The following is a 20,754-nucleotide window of genomic DNA, read 5'->3' as shown; positions in this document are numbered from 1 at the left end:
CGGTCACCGGGGACCGTAGCGCGCCGCGGCCGCGTGCAGGTAGTCGGCCAGCGACGTACGCAGCTCGGCGGGTTCCAGCACCTCGATCTCGGGGCCGTAGGCGGCGAACTCCGTGGTGGCCACGGCCACCGACTCGACGTAGAGCTCGGCCTCGCACCAGCCGTCGGGTCCGGGCCGGGCGCCCTCGGCGCCCGCGGCGGTAATGGGGGAGGACAGTGCCTGCACCAGTTCCAGGCCGCGCCGGCTCAGCCGGACGCGGGTGCGCAGCCGGTGCCGGCTCTGCTCGAACTCGCGCGACCACTCCGCCCAGCTGGAGGCGAGGTCGAAGTCCGCCGGCCGCTCGAAGACCTCCGCGCGCACCTGCACCCCGCGTACCCGCGAGACGCGGAACGTGCGCGGGCGCGGCGCGGACGGCCGGCGGGAGCGCTCCTCCGGACCGGGGTGGGCCAGCGCCAGGAAGTACCAGGTACCGCCTTTGAGTACGAGGCCCAGCGGGTCGAGCCGGCGCCGCACCTCGGTCCGGTCCCAGCGGCGGTAGTCGACGTCGACGGTGTGCTGGTCCCACACGGCCCCGGCGATCGCGCTCAGGTGCGGGACGTCCTCGGCGGTGCGCCACCAGCCCGGGGCGTCCAGGTGGAAGCGCGACCGGACGCGTTCGGCGCGCTCGCGCAGCTCCTGGGGGAGCGCGGCCAGCAGTTTGAGGTCGGCCGCCGCCATCTCGGCGCCCAGTCCCAACTGCGCGGCGGCATCGGGCACGCCGGACAGGAACAGCGACCCGGCCTCCCCGGATGTCAGCCCGGTCAGCCGGGTGCGGTAGCCGTCGACGAGCCGGTAGCCGCCGCCGGAGCCGCGGTCGGCGTATAGCGGGATGCCGGCGGCGCTGAGCGCCTCGGTGTCGCGGTAGACCGTCCGCTCGGAGACCTCCAGTGCCGACGCCAGCTCCGCCGCTGTCATCCGCCCGCGGTTCTGCAGCAGCAGCACCAGCGTGACGAGTCGGCTCGCACGCATGCCCCGAGTATGCAGGACGGCGCCGACCGGACATGCCGGAACCGGGAGCGGTCTCAGCCGCCCAGGGCCTCCTGCAGGGACCCGTAGGCGGGCTTGGGCGCGTAGTCCTCGTCGAAGGGCAGCGCCGCCCCCCGGCCCGGGAACCACGACGGGATCCAGGAGTCGGCGTCGCCGATGCCCCACACGGTGATCCCTGTGCAGCCGCTGACCCGCAGGCAGTTCTCCACCACCGTGCGGTAGTCGCGGGCCTGGACGCGCAGCTCCTCCTCGTCGGCCGGCACCTCGACACTGATGTCCAGCTCGGTGACGGTGACCTCCAGGCCCAGGTCGGTGAAGCGGCGCATGTTGGCGACCATGTCCTCGGGCACGGTTCCGGCGTGGAAATGGCTCTGCAGCCCGATGCCGTGCAGCGGTGCGCCCTGCTCCAGCAGCGACGCGGCCAGCTCGTACAGCGCGTCGCTCTTGGGGTTGCGCCCTTCGACGTTGAACTCGTTGATGTAGAGCCGGGCGTCGGGGTCGGCTTCATGGGCCGTGTGCAGCGCCTCGGCGATGTAGTCCGCGCCCAGGGTGTCCAGCCACAGGTTGGGGCGCAGCTCGCCGCCGCTGTCGCGGAAGGGTTCGTTGATGACGTCCCAGGCGTAGACGCGACCCGCGAAGTGCTCGCCGACCACCGTGTCGATGTGGTCGCGCATGATCGAGCGCAGTTCCTCGGGGCCGAAGTCGCCCTCGGCCAGCCACTCGGGGTTCTGCTGGTGCCACAGCAGCGTGTGTCCGCGCATCGCCTGGTCGTGCTCGTCGGCGAACGCGGTCAGGGTGTCGGCGGTGGAGAAGTCGTACTCGCCGCGCTCGGGCTGCAGCGTGTTCCACTTCATCACGTTCTGCGCCGTCACGGATCCGTACTGCTCGGCGACCAGCGCCCGGTAGTCGGGGGCGTCTTCCAGCAGGTACGGGTTGACGGCGGCGCCGATGCGGACGCCCTGCTCGGCGGCGAGGTCGCGCAGCGGGACGCCGCCCGCCTCGGTGGGTCCGGCGGCCGCCCGTACGGCGGCGACACCCAGTACGGCGACCAGCAGCGCGGCGGCGCCGATGGCCGCGGCGTGCCGCTTGCGGGGGCGCGACTTCGCCATGGTGCCGCCTCTTTCGGTCCGATACATGCCGCCGGCGCGTCCGGGCCGGGCGCGCCACGGGCGCCGCGTCCTCGGCGCGTGGCCCCATGGTCCCAGCCGGGTTCTGCCACGGTAGCCGCCGTGGCCGGTTGCGGCCGCCGCTCCGCGCCGTGCGCGGCGGCGCCGCGGCGGGGGCGCCCGTGCCCGCTCGCCGCGGCCCGTGCCCGGGCGAGCTGTTGGTTTCAGGATGCGGCGGCGCGCTCACAGGCGGGGGGACCAGACGATGAGGCGCCCGACGATCAACGACATCGCGAGGGCGGCGGGGGTGTCCGAAGGCGCGGTATCGGCCGCGCTCAACGGTCGGCCCGGGGTGTCCGACACGACGCGCGGCCGAATCCTGCAGCTCGCCGGGCAGCTGGGCCGGGTGCCCAGCAGCGCCGCCCGCGCCCTGTCCGACGGCCGCGGCGGCGCCATCGGCCTCGTCATCGACAGACCCGCCCTGGGGCTGGGCGTCGAAACGTTCTTCATGCGCTTCATCGCCGGTATCCAGGAGGAACCGGCCGAGGGTGAGACTGCGCTCATGCTGCAGTCGGTCGAAGCGACCGCGCCGGAGCTGACCACCTACAAGCGGTGGCACGCCGAGCGCCGCGTGGACGGGGCGCTGATGGTCGACCTGCGCCGCGGCGCCCCGCGCGTGGGCGCCCTGCCCGAGATGGGACTGCCGGCGGTGGTCGTGGGCGGCCCCGAGGGCACCGGAGGCCTGCCGTGCGTATGGTCCGACGACGGCGGGAGCATGCGCCGGGCGGTGGAGTACCTCGCGGGCCTGGGCCACCGGCGGATCGGGCGCGTGGCCGGGCCGCAGGACCTCGTACACACCGGCGTGCGCACCGCGGCGCTGGTCCAGGCCGCGCGCGAGCGCGGACTGGAGCCGCCCCCGGTCCTGCACTCCGACTACAGCGGCGAGAGCGGGGCCCGCACCGCCCGCGCGCTCCTCGACGGCCCCGCGCCGCCGACCGCGCTGATCTACGACAACGACCTCATGGCGGTCGCGGGGCTGGGGGCCGCCCAGGAGCTGGGCTTCTCCGTTCCGGACGGGTTGTCGGTCGTGGCCGGGGACGACTCGCCGCTGTGCCAGGCGGTGCGGCCCGCGCTCACGGCGATCCGCCGGGACCTGCCCGAGTACGGCCGGCTGGCGGCCTCGCTGCTGCTGGAGGCGATCGCCTCAGGCGCCTCGCGCCGGGTTCCGACGTCGCCGGGCGAGCTGGTTCTCCGCGCCAGCACGGCGCCGCCGCCACCGGGCTGAGGACCCGGGCCGGTGTGCGCCCCTCGACCGGGTGATGCGACCTGCGGTTTCTGCTTTTCGCGTTTGTTTCGGTATGTGACCTCTTGGTGTCTCATGGCGATCGTGTTACATTCGTCACTGCATGGGAGCGCTCCCAATCCGGGGAGTGCGGGTGGCCGACCGTGGACGCGCACGACCCGAAGGGAGTACACCCCGTGGGCCGAGGACCTCGTCTGAGTAGCCGCCGGGCCGCTCCGGCCGCATCCCCCGGAGCGGTTCCCCGCCCGGGTTCCGCAGCCGCGCCGCCGATACCGCGCGGCGCCGGTCCGCCGCGGCACCGGTAGGCCTCCCCGACCGCCGCACCGGCGGGGCGCACCGCCGCGCCGCCGCCGATTCCCGCTACGCCGCCGACGGTGTCCGAGCACCGCCCGGCCCCGGAGCCGGGCGGACACGCCCCGGCCACCGATCCGCCACCGGACCGAATCGCGACTGGGAGGACGAGCCATGCCGAACGCGCGCCGCGCCCGGCTGCGCCGACCGGTCCGATCCGGCGGTGCAGCTCCCCGCTGCCGCCCCCCTGACGGCGCGCCGGGGGCGCGGGGGCGGCGGGCGCAATCGGCGCCGGCCCCGCGCCGGCGCCCGGCGCCGCCGCCGGGCGGTTCCGGGCGGATCCCCTGCGCCCGGACACGCTCGCGCCTCCGCGCCCCGGCGCGTCCCCCCGATCCCTGGGACCGGCCGCATCACTACCACTGCGGCCTCGTGCGGCCGGTTCCAGGCCTGCATCCGGCGGCGGCCCCGCAGCCGCCGCGACACGGTCCTCCCCGGATACGGCGCCCTTCCGCCCCTTGAGGGCGCCGCCGCGACGAGGGGCGGGGCGGCTGCGGCCCCGCCCCTCGTTCGCGTACCGGAACCGCCGCCCCGAGTCCGGGCCCGCGGCGGGCGTACCGGCTCCGCCCGTGCGCGGCCCGCCCCGGGGCGTCAGCGGGGCCGGGACCCAGCCGTGCTTTGGCGGACCACGAGGTTGGTGGCCAGGTCCAGGCGCAGGTTGGGCGGCTGCTGGCCGCGGCTGAGCAGCAGCGCCAACCGGGTGGCCTCTTCGGCCATCTCGGTGAGGGGCTGGCGCACCGTCGTCAGCGGCGGCCCCACCCAGCGCGCCACGGGAAGGTCGTCGTAGCCCACGACGCTGAGGTCCTCGGGGATGCGCACGCCCAGCTCGCGCGCCGCCTCGTACAGCCCCATCGCCTGCAGGTCGCTGCCGGCGAAGACGGCCGTGGGCGGATCCGGAGAGGTCAGCAGGTCGCGGCCGTGGCTGTGGCCGCCCTCGATGTGGAAGTCGCCCGAGCGGATCAGATCGTGGTCCACCGGCAGCCCGGCCGAGTCCAGCGCCGAGCGGTAGCCGTCGATGCGCGCCCGGCTGCACAGCACGTCGGTGGGGCCGCCGATCACGGCGATGCGCTCGTGGCCGAGCTCGATGAGGTGCCGGGTGGCCACCAGGCCGCCGTTCCAGTTGGCCGAGCCGATCGAGGGGACGTCCTCCTCGGTGTCGCCCGTGGGGTCGACCACCACGAACGGGATGCTGCGCGCGGTCAGCCGCGCCTGCTGGTCGGGCGCCAGATCGGAGAAGACCAGGATCGCGGCCGTGGACTGGCGGCCCAGCACCGCCTCGACCCACGCGTCGCGCGGAGTCTGCTCGCCGCCGGACTCCGACAGCACGACGCTGAGGCCTTCGGAGCGGGCGATGCGCTCCACACCGCGGATGACCTCTATGGCCCACGCGCTGTCCAGCTCGTGGAAGACCAGATCGATGGTGGGTGAACGGCCCGCGCCGGGGCCGCGCCGCCGGCGGTAGCCGTGCCGGTGGATCAGCTCCTCGACGCGCGCGCGGGTTTCGGGCGCGACGTCGGCGCGTCCGTTGAGGACCTTGGAGACCGTCGGCACGGACACCCCCGCAGCCTCCGCAATTTTCGAGATCGTCACGGGTTCGGATCCGGCGGGGCCGTGGGGCGGCGGTGCGGGTTCTGCTGTCACAAGCACGCATTTTACTGGGCGTCGGGCGGCGGTGACGCGGGGGGAGGGTGATGAACTTCTCGTGGAGTATTGACGGTCTTTGTGGCAGGGCCGTAAATTCTGGCAGCACGCGTTGCGATAACGTATCCGATAGTTTCGATAAGGACGTGGCCATGATTCCCCACAGGGCCGGCGCCGCTGGCGCTTTCGCGCTGCTCCTGTTCGCCACTACCGCCTGCGGAGGAGGCTCCGGCGATTCCGGAGGATCCGGCGGCGACGGTGAGCTGAACGTGATGATGTACCAGGACTCGCTCGCGGTGGTGCAGAAGAACGCCGCCGAGCGGTTCAACGAGAACCACGAGGACGTCGAGGCCGTGGTCAACGAGGTGCCCGGCGACGGGTACGAGGACAAGCTGCGCACGGTCATGGGATCGGGCCAGTCCCCCGACATGTTCTTCAACTGGGGCGGCGGCAGCATCGAGGCCTACGTCGACCAGGAGATGCTCCTGCCCCTGGGTGCCACGCTCCAGGAGAACCCCGAGATGGAAGAGGCCTTCATCCCCTCCATCCTCGAGGCGGGCAAGGTCAACGACACCCAGTACGGCATCCCGCTGCGCGGGACCCAGCCGGTCATGCTCTTCTTCAACGAGCAGGTGTTCGAGGACGCCGGCGCCGAGCCGCCCGAGACGTGGCAGGACCTGCTCGACCTCGTCGACACCTTCAAGGACGAGGGCGTGACGCCCTTCGCGCTCGGCGGAGCCACCCCCTGGACCGAGCAGATGTGGATGCAGTACCTGGTCGACCGCCAGGGCGGCTACGAGGTCTTCCAGCGCATTCAGAACGGCGACTCGGAGGGCTGGCGCGACCCGGCCGTGCTCGAAGCCGCCGAGACGGTGCAGGACCTGGTCGACCGCGGCGCCTTCGGCGACAACTACGCCTCGGTGAGCTATGAGGAAGGCGGGGCATCGGCCCTGCTGTCCGAGGGCAAGGCCGCCATGCACCTCATGGGCTCCTGGGAGTACTCCACCCAGCTGGCCGACGCCGAGGAGTTCGCCAAGGAGGACCTGGGCTACGCCGCCTTCCCCGCCATGCCCGACGGCGACGGCGCCCCCCAGGCCGTCGTGGGCAACCCGACCAACTTCTTCTCCGTCACCGACGACGGCGACAGCGAAGCCGAGGTCGACTTCCTCAAGCAGACCTACACCGACGAGTACGTCCAGGACATGGTCGAAAACGGCGAGGTTCCCACCACCGACAACTCCGAGGAGATGATCGAGGAGCACTCGCCCAACCCCGACTTCGCCACCTTCCAGTACCGGATGGTCCGCGACGCGCCCACCTTCCAGCTCTCCTGGGACCAGGCGCTGGACCGGTCGGTGGCCGAGCCGATGGTGACCGAGATCGAGAGGCTCTTCAACAAGCAGGTCACCCCCGAGGAGTTCGTCGACAACGTGGCGGCCCTGCAGTGAGTGTCGTTTCGCCGAACCGGGACGGACGCCCCGCGTCGACTCGGTCCCGGGCGCGCGCCGCCGCCGGCGGCGCGCGCCCGGGCGCGCCGAAGGCCGGGCGCCCCAGCGCCTGGTGGGGGCTTCCCGCGCTGCTGTTCTTCTCGCTGTTCGCCGTGCTGCCCATGGTGCTGGTCGTCTACCTGTCGCTGACCAGCTGGGGCGGCCTGGGATCGCCCGAGTTCATCGGGTTCGAGAACTGGGCCCGCCTCGCGGGCGATCCCGTGATGCACCAGGCGATCATGCTGACCCTGCTGCTGACCTTCGGCAGCTGGGCCACGCAGACGCCGGTCGCGATGCTGCTGGGTGTGTGGGCCGCAGGCCGCCAGCGCAACCGGGCGGTGCTCTCGGCGATCTTCTTCGTGCCGCTGCTGCTGTCCTCGGCCGCCATCGCCATCATCTGGCGGGCGCTGCTGGACCCCAACTTCGGTCCACTCGCCCAGATCGGTCCCATGATCGGGATACCCGGTCTGGACGTCCTCAGCAGCGAGTCCGGGGCCTTCCTCGTGATCCTGTTCGTGAGCGGCTGGCAGTTCATTCCGCTGCACACCCTGCTGTACCAGGGCGGAGCCCGCCAGATCCCCGAGTCGCTGTACCAGGCCGCCGAGATCGACGGCGCCGGCCGCTACCGCTCGTTCTGGCACATCACCCTGCCCCAGCTGCGCAACACGGTCACGACGTCGTCGGTGCTGATGCTCGTGGGGTCGCTGACCTACTTCGACACGGTCCTGATCATCACCGGCGGCGGCCCCGGCCACGCCACGACGATCGTGCCGTTCCTGATGTATGAAGCCGGATTCGAGAACTACCAGTACGGCTACGCGAGCGCCGTCGCGTGCGTGCTCGTCGCCGTGGCCACCCTCGCCTCGCTGCTGATGGTGCGCTTCACCGGATTCGGCTCGATGCGCAGTACCCGGGAGGGGATGTGACCGCGACCTCTCCGGCACCCGCCGGCCAGAAGACACCGAGCACGGGCTCCGGCCCGGGCGCACCGGGCCGCCGCAGGCGCCTGCGCAGCTGGCGCCAGCGCCCCAACCCGGTCGCCGGGCTGGGCGCGTTCGCCTGGCTGCTGGTGGTGGGCGTGCCGCTGTACGCCCTGCTGGCGGCCACGTTCCAGCAGACCTCGGAATACCGGTCCGCAGGGCCGCTGAGCATCCCGACCGATCCGACCCTGGACAACTACGCCCGGGCCATCGACAACGGTCTGCTCGGTTTCGTGCTCAACACGGCCATCGTGACCGCGGTGGTGGTCGCCATCGTGGTCGCCCTCGCGGTCACGGCCGGCTACGCCATCGTGCGCACCCGCTCCCTGCTGACCAACACGCTGTTCCGGGCGTTCCTGCTGGGGCTGGCCATCCCCAACCAGGCGGTGATCATCCCGGTCTATCTGATCATCATCGAGATGGGCCTGTACGACTCGCTGCTGGCCATCATGCTGCCGACCGCGGCTTTCGCACTGCCGGTGTGCATCCTGATCCTGACCGGATCCATGCGCGACATCTCCGACGACCTCTACGAGGCCATGGAGCTGGACGGCGCCGGGTCGGTACGCATGTTCTTCCGCCTGGTCGTCCCGCTCTCCCGGTCCGGCATCAGCACCATCGCGATCTACGCCGCGCTGCAGGCCTGGAACGGGTTCCTGTTCCCGCTGATCATGACCCAGTCCCCGGAGAAGCGGGTGATCACGCTGGGCCTGTTCGAGTTCCAGGGGCAGTACCGGGTCGACATCCCGGGGCTGCTGGCCGCCGTCGTGCTGGCGACGGTCCCCCTGTTCATCGTCTACCTGATCGCTCGCCGATCCCTGGTCAGCGGAATGATGGGCGTCGGCGGAAAGTAGCCGGCGCGCCTGCCCCCCACCGGAACCGACAGCCACTGGAGCCCCGCGTGCGCGGGGCTCCACAATGAAGAAGGACGGTATATGTCGCCCCATTCCAACCCCGCCCCCTGGCAGGACGCCGCGCGTCCGGCCGCCGAACGGGCGGGCGAGGTTCTCCGCCTCATGTCCTTAGAGGAGAAGATCGCCCAGCTCTACGGGGTCTGGGTGGGCGCCGACGGATCCGGTGAGGGGGTCGCCCCCCACCAGCACGACCTGGCCGAGGAGCCGCCCGACTGGGAGGGCGTCATCTCCCGCGGGCTCGGCCACCTCACCCGCCCGTTCGGCACCGCCCCCGTCGACCCGGCCATGGGGGTGCAGGCGCTGGCCAACTCCCAGAAGGAGATCGCCGCCGCCAACCGGTTCGCCATCCCCGCGATCGCCCACGAGGAGTGCCTCTCGGGCTTCGCCGCATGGCAGGCCACCGTCTACCCGACACCGCTGGCCTGGGGCGCCGCATTCGACCCCGACCTCGTCGAGGAGATGGCCGCCCAGATCGGCTCTTCGATGCGGCGCGTCGGCGTGCACCAGGGGCTGTCCCCGGTCCTGGACGTCTCGCGCGACTCCCGCTGGGGCCGCACCGAGGAGACGATCGGCGAGGACCCCTACCTCGTCGGCACCGTGGCCACCGCCTATGTGCGCGGACTGCAGTCCTCCGGCGTCGTCGCCACCCTCAAGCACTTCGCCGGGTACTCGGCCTCGCGGGCCGGGCGCAACCTCGCCCCGGTCTCGGCGGGCACGCGGGAGTTCGCCGACCTGCTGCTGCCGCCGTTCGAGATGGCGGTGGCGCTGGGCGGCGCCAGGTCGGTCATGCCCTCCTACACGGCCAACGACGGCGTCCCCGCCACGGCCGACCCCGGACTGCTCACCCGCCTGCTGCGCGAGGACTGGGGATTCTCCGGAACCGTGGTCTCGGACTACTTCGCGGTGACGTTCCTGGAGACGCTGCACGGCACCGCCGGCTCGGCCGGCGACGCCGCCGCAGCGGCGCTGGACGCCGGCGTCGACATCGAGCTGCCGACACTGCGCTGCTACGGCGCGCCGCTGGCCGAAGAGGTGCGCCGGGGGCGGGTGTCCGAAGAAGCCGTGGACCGCGCCGCGCTGCGGGTGCTCACCCAGAAGTGCGAACTGGGGCTGCTCGACGCCGACTGGTCGCCGTTCCCCGCCGAAGGCGCCGGCGGGACCGGGGCGGGGGCCGACGTCGACATCGACCTGGACCCGCCCGAGCACCGCGACCTGGCTCGCCGCCTCGCCGAGGAGTCGGTGGTGCTGCTGGCCAATCCCGCCGGTGCGCTGCCGCTGGCGGGCGCGGCCCGCACGGCCGTGGTGGGGCCGCTCGCCGGATCCACCGAGGGCATGTTGGGCTGCTACTCCTTCCCCGCCCACGTCGGCCCCTCCCATCCCGACACCGGGATCGGCATCGAGGTGCCCACGCTGCTGGAGGCGCTGCGCGCCGAGCTTCCCGGAACCGAACTCGACCACCGGGGCGGGTGCGGCGTCGACGATCCCGACACCTCCGGCATCGCCGACGCCGTCGCCGCCGCCGAGGCCGCCGACGTGTGCGTGGCGGTGGTGGGCGACCGGGCCGGGCTCTTCGGCCGGGGCACCTCCGGCGAGGGCTGCGACGTCGCCGATCTGCGGCTGCCCGGGGTCCAGCGGCAGCTGGTGGAGGCGCTGCTGGAGACCGGCACCCCGGTGGTGCTGGTCGTGATGAGCGGGCGCCCCTACGGGCTGGAGGACCTGGCCGAGCGGTCGGCGGCCGCGGTGCAGGCGTTCTTCCCCGGCGAAGAGGGCGGCCGGGCGGTCGCCGGCGTGCTGGCCGGGCGGGTCAATCCCAGCGGGCGGCTGCCCGTGGGGGTGCCGCGGGAGGTCGGTGCCCAGCCCGTGTCCTACCTGGCTCCCGCCCTGGGGCGGCGCAGCGAGGTCAGCTCGGTCGACCCGACGGCGCTCTACCCCTTCGGCCACGGCCTGTCCTACACCTCCTTCGCGTGGACGGACTTCCGGGCCCAGGCCCGCCCCGCGGCCGCGGGCGACCCGGCCGCCACCGCCACCGACGGCTCCTTCACCGTGGGCTGCACGGTGCGCAATACGGGAGCGCGCGCCGGCGCCGAGGTCGTCCAGGTCTACCTGGGCGATCCGGTCGCCCGGGTGAGCCGGCCGGTGCGCAGCCTCATCGGCTACGCGCGGGTGGAGCTGCAGCCGGGCCAGGAACGGCGGGTGGAGTTCGCGGTGGCGGCCGATCTGGCGGCCTACACCGGGCCCGACGGGCGCCGCGTGGTCGAGGCCGGCGACCTCGACCTCTCCCTGGCCGCTTCGAGCGAGGACATCCGCCACACCGCGCGGGTGCGTCTGGAAGGCCCGACCCGGGAGGTGGACCACACTCGCCACCTGGTGAGCGAGGCTGCGATGGGCGATTAGGCCCGCGCAGACCCGGCGGGCCCCGGCCGGATCCGCAGCGGCGGTCGCAACCGCCGCTGCGGATCCGGCCTTTTTCGTGCTCGGAGCGCTGGGGCCGCGGGCGCCGGGGAGCGGACCTGCCCCGGCTGCGCCGAGGACGGCAGGGAAACCGAGCACGGCCTGGTCGACGCGGGCGGGGACCACGCGGTGGGCTGCTTCAGCGTGGCCGGGTAGGAGCCCGCCCCGACGGGCGGTGCGGCCCGGCGGGGATCCGGCGGGTGCGGCCCGCCCCGCCCCGACGGGCCGCCCGGAGCCGGCCCCTCGGCCCGCGGGCGGGCTACACGGGTGCGGATGCCCCTTCGGGCGCAGGCGTCGCGGCGCCCGCCGGGAGGAACAATCCCGGTATGGAGCTGATCACCGATGCCGACGCCGCCGCCGCCGAAGCGCGCCTGGCCGGACTCGCCCTGCGCACCGCGTCGGTCCCGTGCGAATGGGCGCCGGGCGAGCTGTGGCTCAAACCGGAGAACCTGCAGCCGGTGGGCGCCTTCAAGATCCGCGGAGCGGGCAACGCGCTCGCCCGCCTCGACCCGCAGCTGCGCAGCGCCGGGGTGATCACGCATTCCTCGGGCAACCACGGCCAGGCTCTGGCCTATGCCGCCCGCTCCTACGGCGTCGCCTGCACGGTGGTGGTTCCCGAAGGGGCTCCCCGCGTCAAAGTGGCCGCCATGCACGGATTCGGCGCCGAGACCGTGACCGTCGCCGGCGATCGCCGCGCCGAGACGGCCCGCGAGCTCGCCGGCAAGCACGGGCTCACCCTGGTGCCGCCCTTCGATCACCGCGACGTCATCGCCGGGCAGGCGACCGTGGGCACCGAGATCGCCGCGGACCTCCCCGGGGTCGAGACGGTGCTGGTCCCGGTGGGCGGGGGAGGGCTGGCCGCGGGCGTGGCCACGGCGATCGGGGCCCGGTGCCCGCGGGCCCGTGTGGTCGGCGTCGAACCCGAACTCGCCGCCGACGCCAAGCAGAGCCTGCAACGCGGCCGACTCACCCCCTGGCCCGACGAGCTCACCCGGCGCACCATGGCCGACGGTGTGCGGGTGGGGCCCTCCCAGCTGACGTTCGCGCATCTGAAGGCGCGGCTCGACGGCATCGTGACGGTCGGCGAGGAGGAGATCTTCGCGGCCGTGGGTGCCCTGGCGCGCCGCGCCCACCTGGTCGCCGAGCCCAGCGGTGCGGTGGCCGCCGCGGCCCACCTCGCCGGGCGCGGCCCCGGCGGGCGCACGGTCGCGGTGGTCTCGGGCGGCAACGTCGACGCCGACCTGCTGGCGCGGGCGGTCACCGCCGCCGGATGAGGCCCGGCGCCGGGCGGTTCACACGGGCTCGTGCTCGCGGCGCCGTCCGGCGGACGCGTCGGTGTCGCACCCCGCGCCGTCCGCGCCGTCCGCGCAGGTGCCGGGTGCGGCCGCGGGCCGCGGCGCCCCGTGGGGCGCGGGGATCCCGGCCCGCTCGTCCAAGCGGTCTTCGACCGCCTGGTAGGCGATGTAGACGGCTCCGCCGAGCAGGACCAGCGCGATCCCGCCGAGCACGACCAGGAGCCCGGTCGCCATCAGTCCGGTGTCGACCATCCGGATCACCTTCCGCTGCGGATCGGGGCGCGGACCGCTATCTGCGTCGATCGTAATCACTGTTCACCGAAGTGATTCGCGTTCCCGAACGTGATCCCGGCCATAGAGCCGCCCGCCGCGGTCCCACCGCTTCCGGGGCGAGGGGCCGCCGGGGACGTGTGCCCGCCGTGCCCCGCACCCGTTCAGCGGCGCCGGGGCGTGCTCGGGAGGGAAGGCGCGGCCCCGGGGGCCGCGGCCGCGCCCGGCCGCCCGGCGGTGCGCGGCGGCGTGCGAAGCTGGTATCCGTTGCGGCGCACTCGTCGAAAGGATGCGGATTGGGGATACTTCGGGAGCTCGACAGCGGAGTGGTCGCGGCGCCGATGGCCGGGGGAGCGAGCACCCCCGAACTCGCCGCGGCCGTCGGTTCCGCAGGAGGACTCGGCTTCTTGGCGGCCGGCTACCTCACGGCGGCGGCGATGAGCGAGCGGATCGGCCGGCTGCGTGCACTCACCGACCGCCCATTCGGCGTCAACGTCTTCGTCCCCGACCGCGACACGGCCGATCCCGAAGCGCTGGCCGCCTACCGCGAGCGGCTCGGACCCGAGGCCGCGCGCCTGGGCACCGAGCCCGGAGCGGCCGTGTGGGGAGACGACGACTACCCGGCCAAGCTCGCCGCGCTGCGCGCCGACCCCGTTCCGCTGGTGAGCTTCACCTTCGGCTGCCCCGCCCCCGGCGACATCGCGTCGCTTCGGCGGGCGGGCAGCGAGGTCGTGGTCACCGTGACCACCTCCGCCGAGGCCGAGGCCGCAGCCGAGGCCGGCGCGGACGCGCTGTGCGTCCAGGGTGCCGAGGCGGGGGGCCACCAGGCCTCCTTCGAAGACGCCTGCGAGCGCACCGTCCCGCTGGCCCGCCTGCTGGCCGACGTGCGTGCCCGGGTCCGCCTGCCCGTGGTGGCCGCCGGCGGGATCGGCGACGCGGCCCAGGCGCGCCGCGCCCTGACGGGCGGGGCGGTGGCCGTGCAGCTGGGCACCGCGCTGCTGTGCACACCCGAAAGCGGTGCCGCACGAACCCACAAGGACGCCCTCCTGCGGCAGCGGTTCGACCGTACGGCGGTCACGCGCGCCTTCAGCGGGCGCCGGGCGCGCGCCCTGGCGAACCGGTTCGTCGCCGAGCACGGCGGGGCGGCGCCCGGCGCCTATCCGCACGTCCACCACATGACCGCCCCGGTCCGGGCGGCGGCCGCCCGCGCCGGCGACGCCGACACGCTGCACCTGTGGGCCGGAACCGGCTTCCGCTCGGCCCGGGAGCGCCCGGCCGCCGAGATCGTCGCGGGCATCGCCGCGGACCTCTAGCGGCAGGCGCGGTTACGCCGCGCCGACGCGCCTCACCCCCGCTCGGCCGCAGCCAGGTGCTCCAGCAGCGGTTCCACCGTCTGCTCGGGCGCCTCCTCCGGAAGCCAGTGCGAGAACCCGTCCAGCTCGACGAACCGGTACGGGCCCGCGACCCATTCGCCGGTGCCGCGGGCGGCCTGGGCGGTGAACGCCACGTCCTCGGTGCTCCACACGTACAGCGTGGGCACGCTGATGGCCGGAGCGTCGGTGGACCCCTCCTCCAGCTCCATCGCGCGGTACCAGTTCAGCGCCGCCGTGAGCGCCCCGGCCTGGGAGAGGCGGCGGACGTTGTCGGCGACGAGGTCCTCGGGCACCCGGCCCTCGTAGACACCGGTGAGGCCGGCGGCGCCGTTGTCCAGCAGCGACTCCTCGGCGGCCCCGGGGGTCTGGAACAGGCGGATGTAGGACAGGGCCGTGCGCTGCTCGGGCGAGGACGCCAGCGCCGCCGCGAGCGCCGCCGGGTGCGGCGTCGACAGCACCGTCAGGCTCGCGACCCGGTCGGCGTGGCGGGCCGCCGTCGGCCAGCCGAGCACACCGCCCCAGTCGTGGCCGACCAGGTGGAAGCGCTCGGCGCCGAGCTCGTCGGCGAAGGCCGTCACGTCGCCGACCAGCTCCGCGACCGTGTAGTCGGCCGTGTTCAGCGGCCGCGCCCCCGGCGAGTAGCCGCGCTGGTCGACCGCCACGGCGCGGTAACCCGCCCGCCCGGCCGCGGCCAGGTGCCGCCGCCAGCACGTGGCGAACTCGGGGAAACCGTGCAGGAACAGAACGAGCGGGCCGTCGGCCGGTCCGGCCGCCAGCGCGTCGAACTCCAGGTCGCCGCGGCGCAGTGTCAGCGCCTCGGTGTCGGGGGCGAGGGTGTCCGGCATGTCTGCCTCCAGCTGCTACGTCGGTGCCGACCGGACAAGGCTACTCCGACCGCGGTGCGGCAGCGGGGCGGTGGTCGGACTCCAAGGCCGGCCCGGGGAGCGCACGTCACGACACAGGGGGCGGACTCGCGTCGCGGGGCGATCCCGCCACCCGGCCGCGGCCCCGCGGCGCGGACCCGGACTGCTGACCGGCGGGCCCGTTCGTGACCGGCGCCCCGCGCGGTCCCGTCCGCGGCGCGCAGGCCGGGCGCAGGCGCGCCTGTGGGCGACGCCGCGCGCCCGTAGGATGGGATCGGGCCGCCACAAGCGGCTCACCAGCGTCGAGCCGCGTCCGGGAGGAACCACCGTGAGTGAGCACCACAGCAGCACACCCGAGCAGGACGGCGCCGCCGATGCGCCGGTGTTCACCGCCCGCAAGAACGGCCAGGCCCAGACCGTCTCCGACGAGCTGGCCGCCTGGATGCGCACCGGCTGGGCCGACACGGAGGACCGCGACCCCGAGCCCGTCGAGCAGGCCGCCTACACCGCCAAGCGCCGCGAGGCGCTGAGCGCGCGCTTCCCGGGCGAGCGCCTGGTCGTGCCGGCCGGCGGCCTCACGACCCGCTCCAACGACACCGAGTACCCGTTCCGACCCACCTGCGACTACGTCTACCTCAGCGGCGACCGCTCCGACGACGGGTGCCTGGTGCTGGAACCGCGCGCCGGCGGCGGCCACGACGCCGCCGTCTACCTGCGCCCCCGCTCCAACCGCGACGACGGCGAGTTCTGGCTGGACTCCCACGGCGAGCTGTGGAGCGGGCGGCGCCACAGCCTCGCGGAGTCCGCTCGACGGCTGGGCCTGCCGGCCCACGACGTGCGCCGGCTGCCCCGGATCCTCGGCGCGGTGCCGGCGGCTCCGGTGCGCATCCTGCGCGGCCACGACGCCGGCCTGGACGAAGCGGTCGCCGGAGTGCGCAGCCAGGCGGGGGAGAGCGCCGGGACCGCCGCCGAGCGCGACGAGGAGCTGGCCGTGGCCCTGCACGATCAGCGGCTGGTCAAGGACGAATGGGAGGTCGCCCAGCTGCAGCGCGCCGTCGACGCCACGGTGCTGGGCTTCGGCGACGTCGCCGAAGCGCTGCCCCGGGCCCGGGCCACCTCCGAGCGCTACATCGAGGGCACGTTCTTCCTGCGCGCCCGCGTCGAGGGCAACGACGTCGGATACGGCACCATCGCCGCGTCCGGGCCCAACGCCACCACCCTGCACTGGATGAGCAACGACGGCCCGGTGCGCGAGGGCGAGCTGCTGCTGCTGGACGCCGGCGTCGAGACCACGACCCTCTACACCGCCGACGTCACCCGCACCCTGCCGGTCTCGGGCCGATTCACCCCGCTCCAGCGCCGCGTCTACGAGCTGGTCTACGCCGCCCAGGAGGCCGCGATCGCCGCGGTCGCACCGGGGCGGCCCTTCACCGAGTACCACCGGGTCGCCCAGCGGGCGCTGGCCGAAGGGCTGGTGGAGTGGGGCCTGCTGGAGGGGCCGGCCGACCGGGTCGTCGAGCTCGGCCTGCAGCGCCGCTACACGCTGCACGGCACCGGGCACATGCTGGGCCTGGACGTCCACGACTGCGCCAAAGCGCGCACCGAGGCCCACCTCTACGGCGACCTGCAGCCGGGCATGGTGCTGACCGTCGAGCCCGGCCTGTACTTCCAGCCCGACGACCTCACCGTCCCCGAGGAGCTGCGCGGCATCGGGGTGCGCATCGAGGACGACGTCCTCGTCACCTCCGAGGGCAACCGTGTGCTGTCGGCGGGCCTGCCGCGCACCGCCGACGACGTCGAGGCGTGGCTGGCCGAGCGCCTGCCGCGCGCCTGAGCCGCCGGTACCCGCTCGGCCCGGCCGCTCCGAGGGCCGAGCGTCGGGGCGCGCCGTACCGGGCGGGTGCCGGGCCGGGGCGGCCTGGCGGGGGTCGTACTGTTCCGGCGGCGCAACGCGGGCCGTGACCGATCGGCCCGGCGGCGGCCCGTGGCCGGCCTCCGACCGCGGCCGCGGCGGTGTCGGCACCCGGTCCGGCCCGGCCGGACCGGGACCCGCGGATCACTCGCCGTTGCGGTCGTTGTAGACCCCGGCCTGCTCCTGGCCCGTCAGGCGCTGGATGGCGGCCATGACCTCGTCGGTGACCATCCGGCGGGCGCGGCCGGTCTTGAGGTGGCCGTAGCCCGAGGAGAAGTCCAGCGGAGCGCCGAAACGCACCGTGACGGGGGCGATGCGCGGCACGCGGGTGCCGATGGGCTGGATGCGCTCGGTACCGCAGAGCCCTACCGGAACCACGGGCGCGCCCGAGGTCAGGGCGAGGTGGGCCACGCCGGTGCGTCCGCGGTAGAGCCGCCCGTCCGGTGACCGGGTGCCCTCGGGGTAGAGGGAGAACACGCCGCCGTCCTTGAGCCGGCGCAGCCCGACGTCGAGCGCCTCCAGCGCGCCGCCGCCGCTGCCGCGCTCCACCGGGACCGCGCCGAGCGCGGTGAAGGTCGCACGCGAGATCCGGCCCTTGGGGCCCGATCCGGTGAAGTACTCGGCCTTGGCCAGGAACCGGATGCGGCGCGGTACCACCAGCGGGATCACCACGCTGTCGCAGAAGGACAGGTGGTTGGCGGCGAGGACGACCGGACCCGACGCGGGGATGTGCTCCAGCCCTTCGACGCGGGGCCGGTACAGGGCCCGCCCCAGGTGCCTGCCGAGCGTGCGCACTGCGTCGTAGAGCATGATCCCCCCACCTGCGCGCCGACGTCATGACGGCGGCCAATCTAGCGCCCGGTCCCGCCGGCCGTGTGGCCGGGCCCACGCTGTGACCGGAAAGGCGGGATGGAGGGCCTAGCCGTCGGGGGTCCAGGAGGCGTTGGCTCCGCAGACGACCAGGCAGGGGTGTGCGCCGGGGACCCGGCCGGCCAGCCAGGCCGCGAACGGGACGGCGGCCGCGGGCTCGGCCGCGATGCGGAACTCCTCCCACAACCGGTCGCGGGCCGCGGTGATCTCCGCGTCGGTGACCAGCGCGGTCTCGACGGGGCGCTCGCGCAGCACTCCGAAGGGCACCTCGCCCACGCGCGCCGCACCCAGCGCCGAGGACGCCACCGAGTCCACCGGCGCGTCCACCGGACCGCCCGCGGCCAGGGCGGCGTGCAGGCTCTGGCAGCCCTCGGGTTCCACGCCCACGACCCGGCGTGCGCCCGCGCCCAGCCGCACCCCGGCCGCCAGGCCGCCGCCGCCCACGGCCACGGCGACGCTGTCGCAGTCGGGGGCGTCCTCGGCGATTTCGCGGCCGACGGTGCCCTGGCCGGCCACCACGTCGCGGTCGTCGTAGGCGTGCAGGTAGCGCAGTCCTTCGCCGTCGGCGCGCGTGCGGGCGGCAGCGGCCGCTTCGGCGTAGTGCGCGCCGGTGCGGATCAGCCCGGCCCCCGACTGCTCCAGCCGGCGCGCCTTGACCTCGGGCACCGTCTCGGGAACGTAGACCAGCGCTTCGGTGCCCAGCATCCGCGCCGCCGCGGCCACCCCCAGGCCGTGGTTGCCGCCCGATGCGGTCACCACTTGCGGCGGCGCGCCCGCTGCGGCCATCGCGTTCAGTGCGCCGCGCAGTTTGAAGGCGCCCGTGGTCTGCAGGTGCTCCAGCTTCAGGGTCAGCGGGTGCCCGTCCACGCGCACGGTCAGTACCGGGGTGCGCCGGGTGTAAGGGGCGATGCGCTCGGCGGCGGCCGCCACGTCGGCGGGCGTGGGCAGGGAGGTCGTGGCTGTGGGCGCGGGTGTCATGCCTCCACAGTGCCCCCTGCGATGCTTAAGTTAAAGTTGCGGTTGCTTAAGATGATTAAGCAAAGCTTTGGTTCTGCGGATGCGGGAGGCCGGATGCTCGATGCCGACCGGGTGCGCGTGCTGGTGGAGGTCGCCCACGCCGGGTCGATCGCCGCGGCCGCCGAGAACATGGCCTTCACCGCCCCCGCGCTGTCGCAGCAGCTGACCAAGCTGGAGCGGGAACTGGGCTGTGCCCTGGTGGAGCGCTCGCGCACCGGGGTGCGGCTGACGCGGGCGGGCCGGGTGCTGCTGGCCTACGGCGAACGGGTCGTGGGCGAGTTGCACGACGCGGAGTCGGCGGTGCGCGCCGCCGCGGGCGAGGCGCCGGTGCGGCTGTCGCTGGGCGCCTTCGCCAGCGCCGGCAAGCTCCTCGTCCCCGGTGCGCTGGCCGCGTTCGGACAGGCCTACCCGCAAGTGCGGCTGTCGCTGTCGGACGTCGAGCCGCCCGACGGCTACGGGCAGGTCACCGCCGGAGAGCTGGACCTGCTCATCACGCACCGCTACCCGGGTGTGCAGGTGCCGGCCGCCACCGGTCTGCACCGCGAGCGCATCCTGGTCGATCCGCTGCTGCTGGTGCTGCCCGAGGGCCACCCGGCCGCCGGCACCGCGCCCCGCCTGGCCGACCTCGCCGATCAGGAGTGGATCTGCGGCGCCGCGGGCATCTCCAACCGCATCGCGCTGGATTCGGCCGCGGCCGCCGAGGGGGTGCGGCTTCCGGTCGCCTACGAGACCCGCGACTACGAGGTGATGCTGGCGCTGATCCGCGCCGGCGTGGGCATCGGACTCGTTCCGCGGATGATCCTGGACGCCGCGCCCGCCGACGGCTGGGTGGCCGAGCCGCCCGGCGGAGCGGCGCCGGCGCGCGAGATCTCGGTCGTGCACCGGCGCCGGCCCCCCGCCCCGGTTCCGGCGATGGTCGACATGCTGCGCCGCTCCGCCCGGCGCCCCGGTCAGCGGTGACGGCCGGCGGCGCCTCAGCCGCCGGCGGTGTCCACGGGCACTGTCGCGCGGCGCCGGAGTGCGAGGTCCGCGGCCTCCAGCACCGCGACGACCTCGTGCCCGAATCCGGTGCCGCACTCGTCGTCGGCGGTGTCGCCGCCCTTCCCGGCCCGGGCCAGCAGCCCGTCGATCGCCGCCGAGAACGCGGTCACGGCGTCCTGGTCGCCCTCGGGCAGCCGGACCACCCCGTTCTCGCCGTGGAAGAGGAACTCGCGGCGCGATCCCGCGGGCGGGTGCTCCAGGCTCAGCGACAGCGAGCTGACGGCCCCCGTGCTGTGGCCCAGCAGCAAGTGGGTGGTCGTGTGCGGTCCCGCCATCGCGGTGACCTCGCCGACCGGACCCAGCACCGGAAGCAGCACCGACAGGGCGTGCGGTCCGATGTCCCACAGCCCGCCCCGCTCGCGGCGCCACGGCGACTCGGCGAACGGGCTGTCGGTGACCAGCGCCGAACCGAGCATGGCCGCCTGCGCGCCGTCCCAGCCTCCGGCCGCAGCGGTCTCGCGCAGGAACTCCCGGATGCGCGGGGAGAAGCGCATGGTGAAGAAGACGGTGCCGGCCAGGCCGCGCCGGCGGACCTCGGCGTCGACGGCGCCGGAGGCCTCGGTGGTGAAGGCCACCGGCTTGTCCAGCAGCAGGTGGCGCCCGGCCTGCGCGGCGCGCAGCGCGGCTTCGGCCTGCACGTCGGGCGGCAGCGCGATCGCCACGGCGTCGACGTCGGCGATCAGCGCGTCGGAGTCGGAATAGGCGGCCACTCCGTAGAGGTCGGCCAGCGCCCGGGTCCGCTCGGCGTTGCGTCCCCATACGCCGACGAATTCGGCGTCGGGGTGGGCGGCCAGCGCCGCGCCCTGGGTCTCGCGCGCCCAGTAGCCCGTCCCCAGCAGTCCGATCCTCAAGCCCAT

Annotated in this window: 17 protein-coding genes; 9 read left to right on the top strand and 8 right to left on the bottom strand. The window is 74.5% G+C overall.

The genetic code is table 11. The features are described 5' to 3' along the window. Positions 1-3: 3 nt before the first annotated feature. A complete protein-coding gene (locus tag HNR25_RS23780) occupies positions 4-1,008 on the bottom strand; it encodes a helix-turn-helix transcriptional regulator (protein ID WP_184640060.1) in 1,005 nt (334 codons plus the stop codon). A gap of 53 nt (positions 1,009-1,061) precedes the next feature. Beyond that, the gene (locus tag HNR25_RS23775; protein WP_184640058.1) at positions 1,062-2,135 is read right to left on the bottom strand and encodes an endo-1,4-beta-xylanase; all 1,074 of its coding nucleotides are present in this window, start codon (positions 2,133-2,135) and stop codon (positions 1,062-1,064) included. Positions 2,136-2,397: 262 nt separating this feature from the next. Between HNR25_RS23775 and HNR25_RS23770 the strand changes: the two genes are divergently transcribed. Next, positions 2,398-3,417: a LacI family DNA-binding transcriptional regulator gene (locus HNR25_RS23770; protein ID WP_184640056.1), complete on the top strand. Its 1,020-nt coding sequence runs from the start codon at positions 2,398-2,400 to the stop codon at positions 3,415-3,417. A gap of 957 nt (positions 3,418-4,374) precedes the next feature. Here the strand turns inward: HNR25_RS23770 and HNR25_RS23765 are convergent. Continuing rightward, on the bottom strand, positions 4,375-5,373 hold the full coding sequence (locus HNR25_RS23765; protein ID WP_312862787.1) for a LacI family DNA-binding transcriptional regulator: 999 nt from the start codon (positions 5,371-5,373) through the stop codon (positions 4,375-4,377). 203 nt (positions 5,374-5,576) lie between these two features. Between HNR25_RS23765 and HNR25_RS23760 the strand changes: the two genes are divergently transcribed. From HNR25_RS23760 to HNR25_RS23740, 5 genes are all read left to right on the top strand, one after another. Next, positions 5,577-6,872, top strand: a complete 1,296-nt coding sequence (locus HNR25_RS23760) for an ABC transporter substrate-binding protein (protein WP_184640052.1) — start codon at positions 5,577-5,579, stop codon at positions 6,870-6,872. Beyond that, positions 6,869-7,837, top strand: a complete 969-nt coding sequence (locus HNR25_RS23755) for a carbohydrate ABC transporter permease (protein ID WP_312862761.1) — start codon at positions 6,869-6,871, stop codon at positions 7,835-7,837. Before HNR25_RS23760 ends, HNR25_RS23755 begins: the two co-directional genes overlap by 4 nt. Continuing rightward, positions 7,834-8,745, top strand: coding sequence for a carbohydrate ABC transporter permease (locus HNR25_RS23750; RefSeq protein WP_184640050.1), 912 nt, complete (start codon positions 7,834-7,836; stop codon positions 8,743-8,745). Before HNR25_RS23755 ends, HNR25_RS23750 begins: the two co-directional genes overlap by 4 nt. An 81-nt stretch (positions 8,746-8,826) precedes the next feature. Further along, positions 8,827-11,199, top strand: coding sequence for a beta-xylosidase/alpha-l-arabinosidase (locus tag HNR25_RS23745; protein WP_184640048.1), 2,373 nt, complete (start codon positions 8,827-8,829; stop codon positions 11,197-11,199). Positions 11,200-11,582: 383 nt separating this feature from the next. After that, entirely contained in the window at positions 11,583-12,530 is a 948-nt protein-coding gene (locus tag HNR25_RS23740) for a threonine ammonia-lyase (RefSeq protein WP_184640045.1), read from the top strand. A gap of 18 nt (positions 12,531-12,548) precedes the next feature. Here the strand turns inward: HNR25_RS23740 and HNR25_RS23735 are convergent, their stop codons facing one another. Further along, on the bottom strand, positions 12,549-12,803 hold the full coding sequence (locus HNR25_RS23735; RefSeq protein WP_184640043.1) for a hypothetical protein: 255 nt from the start codon (positions 12,801-12,803) through the stop codon (positions 12,549-12,551). A gap of 314 nt (positions 12,804-13,117) precedes the next feature. Between HNR25_RS23735 and HNR25_RS23730 the strand changes: the two genes are divergently transcribed. Beyond that, positions 13,118-14,134, top strand: coding sequence for a nitronate monooxygenase (locus tag HNR25_RS23730; protein WP_281387816.1), 1,017 nt, complete (start codon positions 13,118-13,120; stop codon positions 14,132-14,134). A 32-nt stretch (positions 14,135-14,166) separates the two neighbouring features. Here HNR25_RS23730 and HNR25_RS23725 read toward each other — a convergent pair whose 3' ends face one another. Then, positions 14,167-15,039 carry an alpha/beta fold hydrolase gene (locus tag HNR25_RS23725; RefSeq protein WP_184640041.1) on the bottom strand — a complete coding sequence of 291 codons (873 nt, stop codon included), beginning with the start codon at positions 15,037-15,039 and terminating at the stop codon, positions 14,167-14,169. 346 nt (positions 15,040-15,385) lie between these two features. Here HNR25_RS23725 and HNR25_RS23720 point away from each other — a divergent pair, with 346 nt between their 5' ends. Further along, complete coding sequence (locus HNR25_RS23720; RefSeq protein WP_312862760.1) at positions 15,386-16,891, top strand: aminopeptidase P family protein; 1,506 nt, start codon at positions 15,386-15,388, stop codon at positions 16,889-16,891. Positions 16,892-17,113: 222 nt separating this feature from the next. On the opposite strand, the gene HNR25_RS23715 is transcribed toward HNR25_RS23720, so the two are convergent. Continuing rightward, on the bottom strand, positions 17,114-17,779 hold the full coding sequence (locus HNR25_RS23715) for a lysophospholipid acyltransferase family protein (protein WP_184640036.1): 666 nt from the start codon (positions 17,777-17,779) through the stop codon (positions 17,114-17,116). Positions 17,780-17,887: 108 nt separating this feature from the next. Beyond that, the gene (locus tag HNR25_RS23710; RefSeq protein ID WP_184640033.1) at positions 17,888-18,817 is read right to left on the bottom strand and encodes a serine/threonine dehydratase; all 930 of its coding nucleotides are present in this window, start codon (positions 18,815-18,817) and stop codon (positions 17,888-17,890) included. Between the two features lie 93 nt (positions 18,818-18,910). Here HNR25_RS23710 and HNR25_RS23705 point away from each other — a divergent pair, with 93 nt between their 5' ends. Beyond that, positions 18,911-19,816 carry a LysR substrate-binding domain-containing protein gene (locus tag HNR25_RS23705; RefSeq protein ID WP_184640031.1) on the top strand — a complete coding sequence of 302 codons (906 nt, stop codon included), beginning with the start codon at positions 18,911-18,913 and terminating at the stop codon, positions 19,814-19,816. Between the two features lie 14 nt (positions 19,817-19,830). Here the strand turns inward: HNR25_RS23705 and HNR25_RS23700 are convergent, their stop codons facing one another. Beyond that, the gene (locus tag HNR25_RS23700; RefSeq protein WP_184640030.1) at positions 19,831-20,754 is read right to left on the bottom strand and encodes a Gfo/Idh/MocA family protein; all 924 of its coding nucleotides are present in this window, start codon (positions 20,752-20,754) and stop codon (positions 19,831-19,833) included.

Origin of the sequence: Streptomonospora salina, from assembly GCF_014204715.1 — a bacterium.
GTDB classification, from domain to species: Bacteria; Actinomycetota; Actinomycetes; order Streptosporangiales; family Streptosporangiaceae; genus Streptomonospora; species Streptomonospora salina.
This window is presented reverse-complemented; position numbering and strand designations above follow the sequence as displayed.

Bases quoted from the DNA above. Each gene is read 5' to 3' on its own strand.
- HNR25_RS23780 (WP_184640060.1), bottom strand. From the start codon at position 1,008: ATGCGTGCGAGCCGACTCGTCACGCTGGTGCTGCTGCTGCAGAACCGC.
- HNR25_RS23775 (WP_184640058.1), bottom strand. From the start codon at position 2,135: ATGGCGAAGTCGCGCCCCCGCAAGCGGCACGCCGCGGCCATCGGCGCC.
- HNR25_RS23770 (WP_184640056.1), top strand. From the start codon at position 2,398: ATGAGGCGCCCGACGATCAACGACATCGCGAGGGCGGCGGGGGTGTCC.
- HNR25_RS23760 (WP_184640052.1), top strand. From the start codon at position 5,577: ATGATTCCCCACAGGGCCGGCGCCGCTGGCGCTTTCGCGCTGCTCCTG.
- HNR25_RS23745 (WP_184640048.1), top strand. From the start codon at position 8,827: ATGTCGCCCCATTCCAACCCCGCCCCCTGGCAGGACGCCGCGCGTCCG.
- HNR25_RS23740 (WP_184640045.1), top strand. From the start codon at position 11,583: ATGGAGCTGATCACCGATGCCGACGCCGCCGCCGCCGAAGCGCGCCTG.
- HNR25_RS23735 (WP_184640043.1), bottom strand. From the start codon at position 12,803: ATGGTCGACACCGGACTGATGGCGACCGGGCTCCTGGTCGTGCTCGGC.
- HNR25_RS23725 (WP_184640041.1), bottom strand. From the start codon at position 15,039: ATGCCGGACACCCTCGCCCCCGACACCGAGGCGCTGACACTGCGCCGC.
- HNR25_RS23715 (WP_184640036.1), bottom strand. From the start codon at position 17,779: ATGCTCTACGACGCAGTGCGCACGCTCGGCAGGCACCTGGGGCGGGCC.
- HNR25_RS23710 (WP_184640033.1), bottom strand. From the start codon at position 18,817: ATGACACCCGCGCCCACAGCCACGACCTCCCTGCCCACGCCCGCCGAC.
- HNR25_RS23705 (WP_184640031.1), top strand. From the start codon at position 18,911: ATGCTCGATGCCGACCGGGTGCGCGTGCTGGTGGAGGTCGCCCACGCC.
- HNR25_RS23700 (WP_184640030.1), bottom strand. From the start codon at position 20,754: ATGGGCTTGAGGATCGGACTGCTGGGGACGGGCTACTGGGCGCGCGAG.